Genomic DNA, 579 nt, shown 5'->3' with positions numbered 1-579 from the left:
CTGCGGTGCCTGCAAACAAGTCATCGGTGAAGAGACCAGCGAGCAGCTGGAGATCATCCCGATGCAAGTGCGGGTGATCCGCCATATCCGCAAGACCTACGCCTGCAAGGTCTGCGAAGCTGCGCCGATCACCGCCGACAAGCCGGCACAACTGATCGAGAAGAGCCTGGCCAGCCCCAGCGTGCTGGCGATGTTGCTGACCACCAAGTACGCCGACGGCATCCCGCTGTACCGCTTCGAGAAGATGCTCAGCCGCCACGGCGTCGACATCCCGCGCCAAACCCTGGCGCGCTGGGTGATCCAGAGTGGCGAGCAACTGCAACCGCTGCTCAATCTGATGCGCGACAAGCTGCTGGAGCACCCGGTGCTGCACTGCGACGAAACGCGCCTGCAGGTGCTGCATGAACCGGGACGCGATCCCACTGCGCAGTCTTGGATGTGGGTGCAAAGCGGTGGGCCGCCGGACAAGCCGGTGATCCTCTTCGACTACAGCACCAGCCGCGCGCAGGACGTGCCGCTGCGCCTGCTCGATGGCTACCGTGGCTACCTGATGACCGACGACTACGCCGGCTACAACGC

Annotated in this window: 1 protein-coding gene; it reads left to right on the top strand. The window is 64.2% G+C overall.

Translation table 11 applies throughout. The features are described 5' to 3' along the window. Positions 1-579, top strand: a 579-nt coding sequence (tnpC, locus tag ACFOMF_RS09080) for an IS66 family transposase (protein WP_386364000.1), incomplete at both ends; no start/stop codon positions are given.

The sequence above is a fragment of the Stutzerimonas tarimensis genome (genome assembly GCF_042648805.1).
GTDB lineage: Bacteria > Pseudomonadota > Gammaproteobacteria > Pseudomonadales > Pseudomonadaceae > Azomonas > Azomonas tarimensis.
The sequence above is the reverse complement of the archived record's forward strand: the minus strand, read 5'-3'. Positions and strand labels throughout refer to the sequence as shown.